The organism is Isoptericola sp. GX10416, from assembly GCF_056590155.1.
The window spans coordinates 312,603-328,713 of record NZ_JBWPVO010000001.1; the positions used below are offsets into that span (position 1 = coordinate 312,603).

The window sequence follows — 16,111 nt, forward strand, 5'->3', positions numbered from 1 at the left end:
GTGGACACCGAGCGCAGCGCCGAGAGCCCGTCGGCAGTCTCCGCAGCCATGCACCGCGCGAAGGTGCACGCCCGCGCCTCGCACGTGACGGTGGGCCAGGCGCGTCACCACGACGACGGGACCGTGGAGATCGACTGCTCGTGCGGCATGGTGCTGTGCAACGGCCCTCAGTGGTCGCTGGACGAGCACATCCGTCTGCACCGGGCCGAGGCGCGCTACCTGGCCGTCAGCGAGGTGGCCCCGGCGGGCATGCCCCGGCTCATCGCCGTCGGTGCGGACCGCCGGCCGCGCTGAGCGCTCGCTCAGAGCTCCTCGGGGTCGTCCCAGGAATGCCCGCTCGAGGCATCCTCGTGCAGATGCCGTTCCGCCTCGGACAGCGAGTGCGGCGCCTTGCTGGCGTCTCCGCCCGACCGAGGGTCGCCGTGCGGATCGGTGTGCGACCGGCGTCGGGGCGCGATCCGTGCCTGTGACGCGATCGACTCGTCGAGGAGGTGCCGGGCTCGGTCGGGGCTGCCCTCCGGGTGCTCTGTGCTCATTCACCAGGTCTACCAGCGGCCGTCTCCGTTCGCTGACGCTTGGCACACTTTTTTGGTCGAATTGCGAGTCCTGCACCGCACCGGCCCGCGACGTTCACCGGGCCGGCCCGAACCCAGCCCGACGCGCCCGCAGCCGGGTTCCGTGGAGCGACACGGACCGGGCTATGGTGTCGGGCGTGACCGCAGCCGATCCCACCGACGAGGCAGCGTTCGCCCCCGGCACCCGCGCACCGCAGCCACGGACCAGGGAACGCTGGCCCGGACGCAGGCCGTTCGTCTGGGCGCCTCGCGCACGCACCGTCGAGGTGCTCCTCCCCCAGGCGGACGGCGCCGCCGAGCGCCGTCCCATGCGCCTCGTCGGCGCGCACGAGCCCGGCTACTGGCGCGCGGACGACGAGCTGGCGCACGGGACGGACTACGCCTTCTCGATCGACGGCGGGCCGGCCCTCCCCGACCCCTGCAGCACCCTCCTGCCGCACGGCCTGCACGGACCGAGCCGCGTGCTGGACGAGACGTTCGCGTGGCAGGACGACGCGTGGCGCGGCGTCGACCTCCGGCGCGGGGTGCTGCTGCACCTCGACATCGCCTCCGTCACCGCTGAGGGCACGCTCGACGGCGCGGCGGCGCTGCTGCCCGCCATCGCAGCCCTCGGTGTCGACGGCGTCGAGCTCTCCCCGCTCACCGCCTTCGACCCTCGGACCGGTCCCGAGGCGGGGGTCCGCCTGTTCGCCGTGCACGAGCCCTACGGTGGCCCCCGTGCGCTGCAGCGATTCGTCGACACCGCGCACCGTGCCGGCCTGGCCGTGGTGCTCGACCTGCCGCACCGCTGGTCGGTCGCCGACGCGCTGGGCCTGCACGCGTTCGGCCCCTACGCGACCGGTGCGCGCATGGGGCCCCGCGGCGGCTCTGCACCCGCCCGCGACACCCCCCGCATCAACCTCGACGGGTCGGGCAGCCGGGGCTCCCGAGACTTCCTGATCGCCGACGCCCGGCGATGGCTCGAGGAATACCACGTCGACGGCCTGCTGCTCGACGTGGAGGCCCTCGTCGACCGTTCCGCGATGCCGTTCCTGAGCGAGCTCGCCGACGCCGTCCAGGCCGTCGCCGCGCAGTCCGGCCGGCCCCGGACGCTCTTCATGGACGGCCCCGGACGCAGCGACCGGCTCACCACCATCATCGAACACATCCTGTCGGGCGCGGGCGGGTCGGCGCCGCTGGCCGCCCTGAGCGACCTCGCCGAGGCGACGTTCCCGCCGGGTTCCACGGTCGCCCGGCCCCCGTCGACCTTCCGCCGCGCCCAGCGGGCGGCCGCACGGTCAGCCTCCGTGCTGGTCGGCGACCTCACCCGGCTCCCCGCGGCCGCGCGCGCGGTGCCCTGGCCCGACCCCCGAGCTGCGCTACCGCCCGCGGACCCCGACGACCAGGCCGCGCTGCTCGCGTTCGCCGCCCTCGCCGGCACCGGCCTCGTCCTCGACACCGAGCATGTCCCGGTACGACACCACGAACCCGACGACCAACGGCTCGTGAGCTGGACCCGGCGACTCCTGACGCTGCGCCCCTCGTCGCTCGCCGACCTCGCCGAGGAGGTCCGTCCGAGCCCCGCGCCCGGCGTGCTCGTCGTGCGACGCGGCCGCAGCGCACTCGTCCTCGTCACCGCACGCGAGCCCGTGGAGGTCGACCTCGAGCGACACCTCGACGAGCCCGCCGGCACCTGGCGGGTCGCCGCGTCCTGGGACCCCGACGGGACCCACCTGCTCGCCGGCACCCTGCAGGTCCCCGGCCGCACCGTCGTCGTCCTGCGCGCCGACCTCGAGCCTGCCGCCGAGGTGGACTGACCCGCCGACCTCGGCGGCGGCCGACTCATGCGCCGGCCAGGCGGCGACCCTCCTGCGCCAGCGCCCCGAGGCGGGACAGTGCGCGGAAGTACTTCTTGCGATAACCGCCGTCGAGCATCTCGTCGGTGAACAGTGCCCGCTGGGTGGCGCCGTCGACACCCGCCAGCAGCACCGGCACGTCCCGGTCGTAGAGTCGGTCGACCAGCACGACGAGCCGCAGGGCGACCTCCTGGCGCGTGACCGCCCGCACACCCGTCAGCGCCACGAGCTCCACCCCGTCGAGCAGCGCGCCGTACCGGCTGGGGTGCACCGTGGCCAGGTGTGCGAGCAGGTCGTCGAAGTCGTCCAGCACCGCACCCGGCCGCGTCCGCGCCGTGGACCGCACGGACTCCTCCGGCAAGGGGTCCGCGTCCGTGACCACCGAGCGGTGGCGGTAGTCCTCGCCGTCGACCCTGAGCACCTCGAAGCGCCCGGCGAGCGCCTGGATCTCCCGCAGGAAGTCCTCCGCCGCGAACCGGCCCTCCCCGAGCGCGTCCGGCAGCGTGTTCGACGTCGCGGCGAGCGCCACACCACGGTCGGCGAGCTCACGCAGCAAGCGCGACATCAGGACGGTGTCGCCCGGGTCGTCCAGCTCGAACTCGTCGATGCAGACCAGCCGCCGCGTCGCGAGCGCGTCGACGGTCGGCAGGAAGCCCAGCGCGCCGACCAGGTTGGTGTACTCCACGAACGTGCCGTAGGCCGCGCTGCCCTCACCGACCGCCTCGGTCACGGCGTGGGCCAGCGAGGTCAGCAGGTGGGTCTTGCCGACCCCGAACCCGCCGTCCATGTACACGGCGGGCGCCGCGCGCCGTCGGCCCAGCAGCGCCCGCAGACCGGTGGGCGCCGGTGCCGCGATCTCTGCGGCGACCTGCTCGAGCCGCGTGAGCGTGGCACCCTGGCTCGGGTGCCGCGGGTTCGCCCGGTAGGTGGCGAAGCGCGCGTCGTCGAAGTGTCGCGGCGGGACGAGGTCGGCCAGGAGACGCTGCGGGGACACCGTGGGGCGCACCGACACCAGGGAGCCGTACTCGTCCACGGTCGTGCGGGACGGGGCTCGAGAAGCGGCTCGGGAGGCCGAGGACTGGGCTGCGGTCACGATCCTCCAGCGTACGTGCGCGGCGTACGCTGGCCGCTGTGAGTTCTGACACCACGCCGTTGCGCGTCCTCGTGCCGACCCTCGAGGACCTGCCCCCCGACCCGCAGGAGCAGCGGCTGGCCGCGCTCTACGGGCTGCCCGAGCACCCGCACGTGCGCGTGAACATGGTCTCCAGCGTGGACGGCGGCGCCTGGGGCGACGACGGCCGCTCGGGCTCCATCAACGACGCCGCGGACTGGCGGCTCTTCCGGGTCCTGCGCGCGCTGGCCGACGTCGTCCTGGTGGGAGCGGGCACCGCGCGGGCCGAGTCCTACACCGCGCTCGACCGCCCTCGCGGGCTGGAGCACCTCTCCCCCGGCCCGCTCGAGCTCGCGCTCGTGACGCGCAGCGGTCGGGTGCCGGCCGGCGCCCTCGACGGCCCGCGGCTCCCCTGGGTGGTCACGGGTGCGGCGGGCGCCGCGACGGCGTCCGCGGCGGTCGGTGACGACCGCGTGGTCGTGGTCCCCGACGACGACGGCGCGATCGACCTGGAGGCCGGCCTCGCCACGCTCGCAGCCCACGGGCTGGGGCGCGTGCTGTGCGAGGGCGGCCCGCGTCTGCTGGGCTCGATGCTCACCGCGGGCCTGGTCGACGAGCTGTGCGTCACCACCACGCCGCATCTCGTCGGCGCCGGACCCGGCCGGATCATCGCCGGCCCGCCCACCGCGGACCCGGCTCTCGCCTCCGAGCGCGTGCCGGCCGACCAGCTCCGGCCGGCGCGGCTCGACCGTCTTCTCGTGGCGCCGTCGGGCACGCTCCTGGCGACCTGGGACCTGCGCCGTCGCACGTAGGCGCTGGGCACCGGCGCCCGGGGTGCCGTAGGTTGCTGGCATGCCTGACGTACCCTGGTCCATCGTGGTCCTCACCGAAGACGCGCTGACGTCGGCCGACGTCGCGCACATCACCTCGCTGCACGGCGACGACGAGGTCGCCTATCGCGTGCTGGTCCCCGCGGACACCGAGCACAACGTCGTGGCATCCTTCCTCGACCATCTCGGGATGCTCGAGCTGCGCGAGGCGTGGGACGACCTGACCGGCCGCGAGCCCGACCCCCAGCAGGCGACGTCCACGGCCTCGGAGCAGGTCGTGGAGTCCGTCGAGCTGCTGCGCGCGACGGGCGCGACGGCGCAGGGCGAGGTCACCGAGGACGACCCGCTGCCGACCCTGCGGGCCGCCGTCGAGGCCGGTGCCCAGGAGGTCGTCGTCGTGACCTACCCCCACGCCGTGGCGGACACGTTCCACACCGACTGGGCCTCCAAGGCTCGCGACGAGCTGCACGTGCCGGTGCTCCACCTCTACGCGGGCACGTCCGAGCTGGGCTGACCGAGCTGGGCTCCCGTTCAGCGCACCCGGTGACCGGCCCGGGTGATCGTCGCGCGCACGAGCTCGTCCATCGAGTCCAGGAACGGCGGTTCGTCGAGCAGCCCGTGGTCCACCGCGGCGACCGACAGCTCGGTGCAGCCGAGGACCACGACGCCGGCACCGCGACGGACCAGCCCTGCCGCGACGGCGCGGAGCTCGTCCGGGTCGGCAGGGTGCCCGGCCTTCACCTGGTCGTAGATGACCGCGTTGACCCGCGCCTGGTCGGCCTCGTCCGGCGTCACGACCTCGATGCCGTGCACGGCGAACGCGTCGTCGTAGACGCCGGAGGCTACCGTCCCGGCCGTGGCCAGCAGACCGACCTTCGTCAGCCCGGGGGCCCGTCGCCGCGCCGCCGCGACCGTGACGTCCACGATGGAGACGAACGGCACGGTGATCGCGTCGAGCACCTGCTGGGTGAAGTAGTGCGCGGTGTTGCACGGCATCACCAGGAAGCTCACGCCGAACCGCTCGAGGCGGCGCGCGTCGCGGGCCAGGACCGGGCCCGGGTCGATCGTCGAGCGCCCGACCACGAAGTCCGTGCGGTCCGGCACCGTGGCGTGGTTGAGCACGACGAGGTCGACGTGCTCCTGGTCCCGCTCAGCCTGGGTGAGCTGGACGACGCGCTGCAGGAAGTACGCCGTGGCGAGCGGACCGACGCCGCCGATCACACCGACCGGCGGCGTCTCGTCGTGCGGGGCAGGCCCGTCGGTCACGCCGCGCCCTTCCACGCCAGCCGTCGTGCCTCGGCCAGCGGGTAGTGGCGGGCGTACTTGCGCCACTGGTTGAGCTGGGCGATGCACAGGTAGGCGATACGGCGCGGGTCCGTCTCGGCCCGGTACCACAGCGGGTTGGTGGACCGGCCCCGCCGCGCGAGCTGCCGTGCCTCGGCCCGCACACCGGGGTCGAGCACGTAGCGCCGCAGCAGCGGTCCCGGCAGCACGGTGTACAGGCTCCGCGCCTCGAGCTCGCCCGTCGCCGAGAGCGGCACGTCCGGCCCGAGCACGGAGCGCGGGTCGGGGTCGAGCCCGCGCACGTGCTCGTGGACGGAGAACCTCACCGCGTGCGCCCCGGCGGCGGCGATGTAGAAGTTCGACCGGCCGAGGCGGGGGTTGAGCTCGAAGAAGACGTACCGACCGTCACGCGGGTCGTACTTCAGGTCGAAGTTGGCGAACCCGGTCCAGCCCACGTGCTCCAGCAGCCGCGTCGCCTGCTCGACGACGTCACGCTGGGTCTGGGTGATGATCCCGGCAGGGTTGCCGAGCGCTCCCGGGGTGTGCTCCTCGAGCAGCACGTGCCCGAACGCCGAGAACCGCACCTTGCCGCTCGCGTCGGAGTAGCAGGTGAGGATCCGCATGCCCGAGTCGTCACCGGGGATGTAGTCCTGGATGACGAACGACCCCGCGTAGCCGGCAGCGCCCACGCGGGCGAGCAGCTCGACCAGCTCGTCGCGGGAGTCGACGAGGAAGACCTTCTTCTTCCCCACGAACTCCACGTCGTGGTAGGCGGCCGTGCTGGCGGCCTTCGCGATGACCGGGAAGGTCAGGCCGGAGGTGTCGGGCTCGGCCCCGTCGGCCCCGCCGATCTTGTGGATGACCGTGGTCGGGTGGGCGATGCCGAGCTCGGCGCACACGTCGCCGAAGCCTTCCTTGTCGGTGAGCCGCAGCAGCAGCTCTTCTCCGACGTACGGCACCGTGTAACGGTCCTCCAGCCGGTCGCGGTTCTCCACCAGGGTGCGCACGAGCCAGTCCGCCGAGCCCATCACGACGAGGTCGGCGTCGGTGTGCTCGTCGGCGATCGCCCGCAGCCGGGCCACGATCGCGTCCGGGTCGTCGATGCGGGGCTCGGCGACGTGGTGCAGGATCCGCGAGTAGCGCACCAGCCCGGTGGACATCCCCGAGACGACGACGGGCTTGACGCCGTAGGCCTCGTGGAACGTGCGGGCCAGGGAGTACGCCCCGATGTCGCCGCCCAGGACGACGGGCTGCAGCCGCCGGTTCATCGGTTCCTCCGTCCACCGGTGGGCCGTGCGGCCGCGGCCCGCTGAGCGGCCGCGTAGTTGGCCTTCAACGCGCTCGTCGGGTAGTACCGCCGGTACTTGCGCACGTGGTTGACCAACGCCGTGAGGATGTACAGCCGGCGTCGCGGGCTCGCGTCGGCCGGGTACCGCAGCGGGTGCACGGTCCGGCCGGTGCGCATGAGGCCCACGACGCGGGCTCGCAGCCCGTCGTCGAGCACGTAGCGGCGCAGCATCCGGTGCGGCACGACGGCGTAGAGCACCTCGCGCTGGGCGGTCACACGCTCCCGACGCTGCCGGTGGATCACGTCGTCGACCAGCACCTCGGTCGGGTTCTGGCCGCCCGCGGTGACGTAGTAGTTGTTCCGCCCGATGCGGGGGTTCTGCTCGAAGAACTTGAAGACGCCGTCGCGCGGGTCGAGCTTGACGTCGAAGTTCGCGAAGCCACGCCACCCCGTGTGCTCGCAGATGCGCTGCGCCGCGTCGAGGATCTCGTCGATCGGCTCGACGATCATGGCCGACGGGTTCCCGCGTGCCGCAGGCGTCCGCTCCTCGAGCAGCACCTGCGCGGAGCAGCGCAGCGTGACCCGGCCGGACGTGTCGGAGTAGGTGGTGACGGACCGCATCTGCGTGTCGTCGCCCGGGATCATCTCCTGGACCAGGAAACGTCCGCGGAAGCCTGCCCCGCGCAACGCCGTCCAGAGCTCCTCGAGCTCACCGGGCGAGGCGATCTCGTAGATCTTCTTCTTCCCGGGGAACCGCGCCTCGTGGTAGTCGGCGCTGGATGCCGGCTTGGCGATCACGGGGTAGTCGAACGCGACCGGCTCGGGACGCCAGGCGTCGTCGGCGGCCGTGGCGAAGTCCTGGATCACGGTGGCGGGCGTCGGGATGCCGAGCTCGGTGCACACCGCGGAGAACTCGGCCTTGTCGCAGATCCGGTCGATGAGGTCGACGTCGGCGTAGGGCAGGACGTACCCGGCGGTCTCGAGGACCGTGCGGTGATGGGCGAGGATCCGCACCACCCAGTCCATGTTGGACTGCAGCAGCAACGGCTCACGATGGCCGGCGGCCCGCCGGTCGGTCGCCACGCGCTCGAGGGTCGCGACGATCTCGTCCGGCGCGGTGCCGGACAGCACCGTGTCGATGAGCTGCGAGTGCGCGATGGGGCCGGGCTCGGCGAACGCGACCACCGTGGTGCGCAGCCCGAACTGCTCGTGGAAGGAACGGGTCAGGCCGTACACGCCGATGTCCGACCCGACGATCACGGGATGGAACCCGGGGCCCGCGACGGCCCCGGGTCCCGCGAGGGAGCTGGTCACGAGGGTGTCAGGCCTCCTGCTCGGTGCGGTCGGCGGACCACTGCGTGTGGAAGGTCCCGTCCCGGTCCGTGCGACGGTAGGTGTGCGCGCCGAAGAAGTCGCGCTGCGCCTGGATCAGCGCCGCCGGCAGGCGCTCGGCCCGCACGCCGTCGTAGTACGCCAGCGACGAGCTGAACGCCGGTGTCGGCACACCGTTCTGCGCGGCGCCTGCGACGACGCGGCGCCACGCCGCGAGACCGTTGCCGACCGCGTTCGTGAAGTACTCGTCGGCGAGCAGCAGCGGGAGGTCCGCGTCACGCTCGTAGGCCTCGGTGATCCGGTTGAGGAACCGGGCGCGGATAATGCAGCCACCGCGCCAGATGCGGGCCATCGCACCGCGGTCGATGTCCCAGCGGTTCTCGGCCGACGCCGCCGCGATCTGGTCGAAGCCCTGGGAGTAGGCCACCACCTTGGAGGCGTAGAGGGCGAGACGCACGTCCTCCACGAAGCGGGCACGGGACTCGTCGTCCGCGCCGACCTCCCAGGCCTGGGTGTGGGCCGGCAGCGCGGCCCGACCGGCCGCGCGCTGCGGCACCGAGCCGGACAGGGCACGGGCGAACGTGGCCTCGGCGATGCCGGTGATCGGCACGCCCAGGTCCAGCCCGTTCTGCACGGTCCAGCGGCCGGTGCCCTTCTGCTCGGCCTGGTCGAGCACGATGTCGACGAACGCGGAGCCGGTCTCGGCGTCGACGTGCTTCAGGACGTCGGCCGTGATCTCGATGAGGAACGACTCGAGGTCGCCCGTGTTCCACTCAGCGAAGATGTCGCCGATCTCCGCCGCGGACGCACCGAGCCCTTGCTTGAGCAGGTCGTAGGCCTCGGCGATCAGCTGCATGTCGGCGTACTCGATGCCGTTGTGCACCATCTTGACGAAGTGGCCGGCACCGTTCGGGCCCACGTAGGTGCAGCACGGCGTGCCGTCGACCTTCGCGGAGATGGCCTCGAGGATCGGTCCGAGCGACTCGTAGGACTCGCGCGTCCCGCCGGGCATGATCGAGGGCCCGAGCAGCGCGCCCTCCTCACCGCCCGACACGCCGGTGCCGACGAAGTGCAGGCCGCGGGCGCTCAGCGCCTCCTCACGGCGGATGGTGTCCGGGAAGTGGGCGTTGCCGGCGTCGACGACGATGTCGCCCTCCTCCAGCAGCGGCAGCAGCTCGTCGATGACGGCGTCGGTCGCGGCGCCGGCCTTGACCATGATGACGACCTTGCGCGGCCGCTCGAGCGACGCGACGAAGTCGGCCATGGTCTCCGACGGCACGAAGTCACCCTCGTCGCCCGCCTCCTCGACCAGCGACCGGGTCTTGCCGTAGCTGCGGTTGTGCACGGCCACGGCGTAGCCGTGCCGGGCAAAGTTGCGCGCGAGGTTGCGGCCCATCACCGCGAGTCCGGTGACGCCGATCTGGGCACGTGCTGTCATCGATTCCTGCTTCCTCGTGAAGATCGTGTCCGGGCGTCTCGTCGTGGCACACCCGGGAGGCCGCGAACAGCCTAGTCGTCCCTGTGACGCGACACGCCCACCCGCCGGGATCCGGACACCGCCGGTCGTCGTACGGTGGTCCGGTGAGCGGAACCCGGCGTGACGTGCCCGAACGGTTCGCGGCCGCCCTCGAGTCGTTGCGCGGTCGGCGGCTGCGGCCGGAGGTCCGGCTGGTCGAGGTCCCCGGGCCCCAACGGGTGGCCCCGTTCGCTCTCGCGCTCGAGGGCGAGGTCCTCGTGGACGACGACGAGATCGCCACCGGCCGGTTCGTCGGTCTGCACGACCCCGACGGCCAGGAGGCGTGGCGAGGCGACTTCCGCGTCGTGACCCTGGTGCGCACCCGCCTCGAGGCCGAGCTCGCCACCGAGGAGATGCTCGGCGACGTCGCCTGGACCTGGGTGACGGAGAACCTGGGGACCGCCGGCGTGGGTGCCGTCGCCGCGGGCGGCACGGTCACCCGGGTCCTGTCGCAGAGCTACGGCGCGCTGGCCGCCACGCCCGCCGCCGTCGACCTCGAGATCCGCGCGTCGTGGACCCCGACGGACACCGACCTCGGGGCGCACCTCGAGGTCTGGGCGGACCTGATGTCCACGGCGGGGGGCCTGCCTCCGCTGCCGGACGGCGTGACGGCCCTGGACGTGCGGCGCCGTACGGTAGGCCCATGAGCTCTGCGGTCACCCCCGACGCCATCGACCCGGCCGAGATCGCGCCGCTGACGGAGCCGGCCGACGGCGTGGGGCGGGTCGTGGACGCCCCGGCGGCGCTGGAACGGGTCGCCAGCGCTTTTGCGGCCGGGTCCGGACCGGTCGCCGCGGACGCCGAGCGAGCCTCGGGCTACCGCTACGGCCAGGCGACGTACCTGGTCCAGGTCCGCCGCCAGGGCGCCGGCACAGCGTTGATCGACCCGGTCCCGCTGCGGGACCTGTCCGTGCTGAGTGCCGCCGTCGGGGACGTCGAGTGGGTGCTGCACGCCGCCTCGCAGGACCTGCCCGGTCTCGCCGAGCACGGCCTGCGCCCGGCCCGGGTCTTCGACACCGAGCTCGCCGCGCGGCTGCTGGGGATGCCGCGCGTGGGCCTGGCCGCCGTCGTGGCGGACACCCTGGGTCTAGGGCTGGCCAAGGAGCACTCCGCCGTCGACTGGTCCACCCGACCGCTGCCGGAGGACTGGCTGCGGTATGCCGCCCTGGACGTGGAGGTTCTCGTCGAGGTGCGCGACGTCCTGGCGGCCCGCCTCGAGGAGGCGGGCAAGGCCGCGTGGGCGGCGCAGGAGTTCGAGCACGTGCGCACCCTGCCGCCGCCGGCACCTCGCGTGGAGCCCTGGCGTCGCACCTCGGGCACCCACACGGTCAAGGGCCGCCGTCAGCTCGCCGTCGTCCGCAGCCTCTGGGAGGCGCGGGAGGCCAACGCCCGGCAGCGCGATGTCTCCCCCGGGCGGGTGCTGCCGGACCGCGCGATCATCGCGGCCGCCCGCGCCCTGCCGCGCAGCGTGCCCCAGCTCGTCGCGCTGCCGGAGTTCGCGACGAAGGGGGCCAGGCGCCGGGCCCCGGCCTGGCAGCAGGCGATCGACGCCGCGCTCGCCCTCGACGAGGCGGAGCTGCCCACGACGCGGGGCCCGCGCACCGACGCACCGCCGCCCCCGCGCGCCTGGGCAGACCGAGACCCGGTCGCAGCACAGCGACTCACCGCGGCGCGCGAGATCGTGTCGCAGCTCTCCGAGGAGCTCACGGTCCCCGCGGAGAACCTCCTGCAGCCGGACGCGCTGCGCCGCGTCTGCTGGACGCCGCCCGCACGTTCCGGCCCGGAGGAGATCGCCGAGTTCCTGCGTGCTCGCCAGGCCCGCGAGTGGCAGATCGAGCTGGTCGCCGAGCGTCTGGCCAGGGCCTTCGCCAGCACCTGAGCAGGCGCCGCCCGGTTCGGTCGAGCGCTGATACTGCGTATCAGATGGGCTATGCTGTTCCTGGTACTCGCGGTAGCGTGTACCCGAGCCCCGGGGCGATCCCCCGAGGTCCCGAGCGACGATGCTCCCGGCACCGTCGGAACCGACCCCCGCAACGGACGGAGCTGCCATGACCGTGGCCCCCCAGGCCCCCGGCACCACCCGCGACCCAGCCCGACGAGCCTTGCGCGACGTCGTCTTCGTCGAGGGCGTGCGCACCCCCTTCGGCAAGGCCCGGGCAGACGGTCTCCTCGCGGAGACCCGCGCCGACGACCTCGTCGTCAAGGCTCTGCGCGAGCTGCTGCGCCGCCACCCCGAGCTGCCGGTCGAGCGCATCGACGAGGTCGCGATCGCCGCGACCACCCAGCAGGGCGACCAGGGCCTCACCCTCGGTCGCACGGTCGGCCTCCTCGCCGGCCTGCCCCACTCCGTGCCCGGCTACGCCATCGACCGCATGTGCGCCGGCGCCATGACCGCGGTGACGACCACCGCGTCCAGCATCGCCGTCGGCGCGTCCGACGTCGTCGTCGCCGGCGGCGTGGAGCACATGGGCCGCCACCCCATGGGGCTCGACGCCGACCCGAACCCCCGCTTCCTCTCCGAGAAGCTGGTCGACCCGGAAGCCCTCAACATGGGGGTCACGGCGGAGAACCTGCACGACAAGTTCCCCCACCTGACCAAGGAGCGCGCCGACGCGTACGCCGTCGGCAGCCAGACGCGCTACGCGAAGGCCGTCGCGAACGGCGACATCGGGCCGGAGGTCGTCCCGGTCGCCGCGCGCTCGGCCGAGCTCGGCTGGGGCCTGGCCACGGCCGACGAGCTGCCCCGCCCGGACACCACGATGGAGGGCATCGCCCACCTCAAGACGCCGTTCCGCCCCGGCGGACGCGTCACCCCGGCCACCTCCTCGCCGCTCACCGACGGCGCCACCGTGTCGCTGCTCGCCGCGGGCGAGACCGCCGACGAGCTCGGCCTGCCCGCCGCCATGCGCCTCGTCTCCTACGCGTTCGCCGGCGTCCCGGCCGAGATCATGGGCTACGGTCCGGTGCCGGCCACCGACAAGGCGCTCGCCCAGGCCGGCCTGACCATCGACGACATCGGCCTGTTCGAGATCAACGAGGCCTTCGCCGTCCAGGTGCTCAGCTTCCTCGACCACTACGGCATCGCCGACGACGACGAGCGCGTCAACCGCTACGGCGGAGCGATCGCCGTGGGGCACCCGCTGGCCAGCTCGGGCGTCCGGCTGATGACCCAGCTCGCCCGGCAGTTCGCCCAGCACCCCGAGGTCCGCTACGGCATCACCACCATGTGCGTCGGTCTGGGCCAGGGCGGCACCGTCGTCTGGGAGAACCCGCACCACGCCGACTACTCGGGCCATGTCCCGGCCACCACGGAGGGCTGAACACGATGACCGAGAACACGACCGCACCCCGCGCCGAGCGCGTCACCCACTCCCTCGTCCGCGACGTCACGTTGCCCGACGGCGGCGGCACGCTCGCGCTCGTCACGCTCGACAACGGGCTCGACCACACCAAGCCGAACACTCTCGGGCCCGAGGGTCTCGCCGAGCTCACCGCGGCGCTGACGGCCCTGCAGCAGCGCGCCGCGGCCGGCGAGATCGCGGGCGTCGGCATCACGGGCAAGCCGTACTTCCTGGCCGCGGGTGCCGACCTGCTCGGCGTCGGCGCCGTGACGTCGCGCGAGCAGGCCCTCGAGCTCGGCCGCTCCGGGCACGACGCCTACGAGCTGCTGCACACCATGGGCGTGCCGACGTTCGCGTTCGTCAACGGCCTGGCCCTCGGCGGCGGCCTCGAGGTCGCCCTCAACTGCGACTACCGCACCGTCGCGTCCGACGCCGCGGCGCTCGGCCTGCCCGAGACCGGCCTCGGGCTGGTCCCCGGCTGGGGCGGGGCCTACCTCGTCCCCCGTCTGGTCGGCATCGAGAAGGCCGTCGACGTGCTGCTCACCCGGCCGGCGGCGAACAAGCCGTTCAAGCCCGCCGAGGCACTGAAGATCGGTCTCGTGGACGAGCTGTTCGAGGCCGCCGACTTCCTCGAGCAGTCCATCGACTGGGCCGCCCGCGTGCTGCGCGGCAAGGTGACGCCCGCCCGGCGCGACCTCGACCCGCAGCCCGTGTGGGACGCCGTCGTGCAGGGCACCCGCGAGCGCCTCGACGCGCTCGTCGCCGGGTCGCGGCCCGCGCCGTACCGTGCGCTGGACCTGCTCGCCGGGGCACGTAGCGCCTCGCGCGCGGAAGGGTTCGCCGCCGAGGACGAGGCGTTGGCCGACCTCGTCATGACCGACGAGATGCGGGCGAGCGTCTACGCGTTCCAGCTCACGTCGGCCGGGAAGCGGCCGGTCGGCGCTCCGGACACGAAGCTCGCCCGGCCCGTCACCCGTGTCGGCATCGTGGGTGCCGGGCTCATGGCCGCCCAGATCGCGCTGCTGGTCTCCCAGCGCCTCGGCGTGCCCGTCGTGATGCGTGACCTCGACTCCGAGCGCGTCGCCAAGGGCCTCGGGTTCGTCCGCGACACCGTCGACAAGCTGGTCGGCCGTGGCCGGATGAAGCCGGAGGTGGGCATGCGGATCGTCGCGAGCGTCACCGGCACCACCGACATCCACGACTTCGCGAACTGCGACGTGGTGGTGGAGGCCGTCACCGAGGTGATGAGCCTGAAGAAGAAGGTGTTCGCGGAGCTCGAGGAGATCGTCGGCGAGGACACCGTGCTGGCGACGAACACCTCGGCGCTGTCGATCACGGAGATGGCCTCCGACCTGCGCCATCCCGAGCGGGTCGTCGGCATCCACTTCTTCAACCCGGTGGCGCAGATGCCGCTGGTGGAGGTGGTGAACGCGGAGCGCACCTCCGACGAGGCACTGGCGACGGCCTTCGCGATCACGAAGAAGCTGCGCAAGACGGCGGTGCTGGTCAAGGACCGTCCCGGGTTCGTGGTCAACCGGCTGCTCGTGCTCGTCATGGGCAAGGTCGTCGAGGCGGTCGAGAACGGCACGTCGGTCGAGGCTGCCGACGCCGCGCTCGCACCGCTCGGCTTCCCGATGCCGACGTTCGAGCTGTTCGACCTGGTGGGCCCCGCCGTCGGGCTGCACGTGCTGACGTCGTTGCGCGAAGACCTCGGCGACCGGTTCCCGCGCTCGCCCGGACTGGAGAAGCTCGTCGCCGACGGCACGCGCGTGGTGCTGGACGCCCCGGCTCCCGGGATGCACAAGCCCGTCGACCCGGCGATCCAGCCGGTGTTCGGCGAGGCGCTCGAGGTGGGCACGCAGGGCCGCGCGGGCACGCCGGTGCTCGACGCCGCCGGTGTCCTGGACTCCGTGCTGACCGCCCTGACCGTCGAGATCGGCCACATGCTCGAGGAGCAGGTCGTGGCGGACGCCTCGCAGATCGACCTGTGCATGATCCTCGGGGCGGGGTGGGGCTTCCACACCGGCGGCATCACGCCGTACCTGGACCGCACGGGCTACAGCGAGCGCGTCCTCGGCCGACGGATCCTGCCCGACGGCGTCGCGAACGTCCCCGGGAGCGTCGCCTGACACTCCTCACCCCGGGGAGCACGACCGGTGGCCGGTCCCGTAGGGGGCCGGCCACCGGCGTCTCCGCAGGCCTCGACGGCGAAGCTGCCCCGTCAGCGCCGGTGCGCCGGCGAGGCCGCGAGCGCGACGACGTCACGCGTGGTGCCGGCGACCACGTCCGGCCGGGCGCCGCCCGACCAGACCCGACCGTGGGACACCCACCCCGTGCGCGTCCCGGCAGCACGACCGACCGCGACGTCGGCGTGGGCCGCGTCGCCGATCATCCAGACGTCCCGGCGGTCGACGTCGGCGGCCCCGAGGCGCTCGAGGGCGATCTCGACGATCCGCGGGTCGGGCTTGGCCACGCCCTCCTCGCCCGAGACGACGACCGCGTCGACGTGCGGCCCCACGTCGCACCGGGCGATCTTGCCGCGCTGCTGCGCCGGGTCGCCGTTCGTGACGATGCCGACGGCGTGCCCGGCGCCGCGCAGCACGTCCAGCGCGCCCAGCACGGCCGGATAGGCCTGGACGTGCTCGCGGATGCCTGCGCGGAACAGCTCGATGGTCGCCGGTACGTCGTCGGGCAGGCCGAGCCGGTCGATGACGACCCGGGCGAGGTCCGCCTTGCGCGAGAAGCCGCCGTCGTCGGCGGCGACGATCGCGGCGAGGTCCGCGTCGGTGCCCCCGTGGTCCGCCACAGCCTTGCCCGCCCAGGTGGCGAACGCGGCGTCGCGGTTCACGAGGGTGTTGTCGAGGTCGAAGAGCCAGATCACGCCTGTACGTTACCGACCCGTGTCGTGGCACGGCGCGGGTGGCCGGAGTATGGTCGGAGGAAGGCGGCGCGTTCCGCCTCACCTCCGCCACCGGCGCTCGCGCCGCCGGGACCATCGT

The 16,111-nt window shown here is 73.4% G+C and carries 15 protein-coding genes; 8 read left to right on the plus strand and 7 right to left on the minus strand.

From position 1 onward, the window contains the following. Window positions 1–294 (plus strand): hypothetical protein, encoded by a 294-nt coding sequence (locus ACWAT2_RS01565; RefSeq protein WP_402371650.1) that lies wholly within the window; start codon window positions 1–3, stop codon window positions 292–294. 8 nt (window positions 295–302) lie between these two features. On the opposite strand, the gene ACWAT2_RS01570 is transcribed toward ACWAT2_RS01565, so the two are convergent. After that, entirely contained in the window at window positions 303–536 is a 234-nt protein-coding gene (locus tag ACWAT2_RS01570) for a hypothetical protein (RefSeq protein ID WP_402371649.1), read from the minus strand. Between the two features lie 176 nt (window positions 537–712). Between ACWAT2_RS01570 and ACWAT2_RS01575 the strand changes: the two genes are divergently transcribed. After that, a complete protein-coding gene (locus ACWAT2_RS01575) occupies window positions 713–2,371 on the plus strand; it encodes an alpha-amylase family protein (protein WP_402371648.1) in 1,659 nt (552 codons plus the stop codon). Window positions 2,372–2,396: 25 nt separating this feature from the next. Here the strand turns inward: ACWAT2_RS01575 and zapE are convergent, their stop codons facing one another. Continuing rightward, on the minus strand, window positions 2,397–3,503 hold the full coding sequence (gene zapE / locus ACWAT2_RS01580) for a cell division protein ZapE (RefSeq protein ID WP_402371647.1): 1,107 nt from the start codon (window positions 3,501–3,503) through the stop codon (window positions 2,397–2,399). A 38-nt stretch (window positions 3,504–3,541) separates the two neighbouring features. Here zapE and ACWAT2_RS01585 point away from each other — a divergent pair, with 38 nt between their 5' ends. After that, window positions 3,542–4,333: a dihydrofolate reductase family protein gene (locus ACWAT2_RS01585; protein WP_402371645.1), complete on the plus strand. Its 792-nt coding sequence runs from the start codon at window positions 3,542–3,544 to the stop codon at window positions 4,331–4,333. Between the two features lie 40 nt (window positions 4,334–4,373). After that, on the plus strand, window positions 4,374–4,865 hold the full coding sequence (locus ACWAT2_RS01590; RefSeq protein ID WP_402371644.1) for a hypothetical protein: 492 nt from the start codon (window positions 4,374–4,376) through the stop codon (window positions 4,863–4,865). 17 nt (window positions 4,866–4,882) lie between these two features. On the opposite strand, the gene cuyB is transcribed toward ACWAT2_RS01590, so the two are convergent. The 4 genes from cuyB to gndA are packed head-to-tail and all read right to left on the minus strand — an operon-like array spanning window position 4,883 to window position 9,693. After that, window positions 4,883–5,617: a cysteate racemase gene (gene cuyB, locus ACWAT2_RS01595; protein ID WP_402371643.1), complete on the minus strand. Its 735-nt coding sequence runs from the start codon at window positions 5,615–5,617 to the stop codon at window positions 4,883–4,885. Continuing rightward, on the minus strand, window positions 5,614–6,903 hold the full coding sequence (locus ACWAT2_RS01600; protein ID WP_402371641.1) for a carboxylate--amine ligase: 1,290 nt from the start codon (window positions 6,901–6,903) through the stop codon (window positions 5,614–5,616). Before ACWAT2_RS01600 ends, cuyB begins: the two co-directional genes overlap by 4 nt. Further along, window positions 6,900–8,237 carry a carboxylate--amine ligase gene (locus ACWAT2_RS01605; RefSeq protein ID WP_402371640.1) on the minus strand — a complete coding sequence of 446 codons (1,338 nt, stop codon included), beginning with the start codon at window positions 8,235–8,237 and terminating at the stop codon, window positions 6,900–6,902. Before ACWAT2_RS01605 ends, ACWAT2_RS01600 begins: the two co-directional genes overlap by 4 nt. 7 nt (window positions 8,238–8,244) lie before the next feature. Next, a complete protein-coding gene (gndA, locus tag ACWAT2_RS01610) occupies window positions 8,245–9,693 on the minus strand; it encodes an NADP-dependent phosphogluconate dehydrogenase (protein WP_402371639.1) in 1,449 nt (482 codons plus the stop codon). A 143-nt stretch (window positions 9,694–9,836) separates the two neighbouring features. Between gndA and ACWAT2_RS01615 the strand changes: the two genes are divergently transcribed. From ACWAT2_RS01615 to ACWAT2_RS01630, 4 genes are all read left to right on the plus strand, one after another. Further along, on the plus strand, window positions 9,837–10,418 hold the full coding sequence (locus ACWAT2_RS01615) for a DUF3000 domain-containing protein (RefSeq protein WP_402371637.1): 582 nt from the start codon (window positions 9,837–9,839) through the stop codon (window positions 10,416–10,418). Next, a complete protein-coding gene (locus tag ACWAT2_RS01620; RefSeq protein WP_402371635.1) occupies window positions 10,415–11,650 on the plus strand; it encodes an HRDC domain-containing protein in 1,236 nt (411 codons plus the stop codon). Before ACWAT2_RS01615 ends, ACWAT2_RS01620 begins: the two co-directional genes overlap by 4 nt. Before the next feature lie 169 nt (window positions 11,651–11,819). Next, window positions 11,820–13,091: a thiolase family protein gene (locus ACWAT2_RS01625; protein ID WP_402371634.1), complete on the plus strand. Its 1,272-nt coding sequence runs from the start codon at window positions 11,820–11,822 to the stop codon at window positions 13,089–13,091. A gap of 5 nt (window positions 13,092–13,096) precedes the next feature. Continuing rightward, complete coding sequence (locus tag ACWAT2_RS01630) at window positions 13,097–15,241, plus strand: 3-hydroxyacyl-CoA dehydrogenase NAD-binding domain-containing protein (protein ID WP_402371632.1); 2,145 nt, start codon at window positions 13,097–13,099, stop codon at window positions 15,239–15,241. Between the two features lie 92 nt (window positions 15,242–15,333). Here the strand turns inward: ACWAT2_RS01630 and ACWAT2_RS01635 are convergent, their stop codons facing one another. Then, a complete protein-coding gene (locus ACWAT2_RS01635; RefSeq protein ID WP_402371630.1) occupies window positions 15,334–15,993 on the minus strand; it encodes an HAD family hydrolase in 660 nt (219 codons plus the stop codon). Window positions 15,994–16,111: the final 118 nt, after the last annotated feature.